The organism is Xenorhabdus sp. TS4, assembly GCF_014467265.1.
Taxonomy (GTDB): domain Bacteria; phylum Pseudomonadota; class Gammaproteobacteria; order Enterobacterales; family Enterobacteriaceae; genus Xenorhabdus; species Xenorhabdus ehlersii.
The window spans coordinates 1-409 of sequence record NZ_NKHQ01000037.1; the positions used below are offsets into that span (position 1 = coordinate 1).

A 409-nucleotide genomic window follows, 5' to 3' on the forward strand; every position below is an offset into this window, starting at 1 on the left:
GCGTCATCAGGAATGTCGTAGCGTGCCATCATCTTTTTCCCATATTGAAAACAGTTTAGATGAGAATACTATCAATTTACATTAAGGGACACAGCCTAGAACAGGGACAGGAAGCAATAACAAAACAGGCTAAAGCGCTGTTAGCGGATGCGAGCGGTAATGCCAGCGACATCCTCAGTTCCGTAACAGGAATAACCGGCAAGGTCGGATTGACTGACGGAACCAGCAAAGCACTTGGCGGTCTCAGTGCCGACAGCTTGATCAGCGGTGGGGGCTTTGCCGGAAGGACAGGCAAGACATTCGGTAGTTCCGGTGCCGGCAGCCTGATCCCCGGCGGTGGTTTTGCCGGCGGGGCAAGCAAGGCACTTGGCGCGCCGGGGCTGGCAGCCAAAGCCGCGGCGGGTAATCT

Annotated in this window: 1 pseudogene; it reads left to right on the forward strand. The window is 55.3% G+C overall.

Features of this window, described 5'->3' with window-relative positions:
- Positions 1–59 precede the first annotated feature (59 nt).
- A pseudogene (locus tag Xets_RS12705) lies at positions 60–409 on the forward strand (hypothetical protein); the annotation flags it as partial.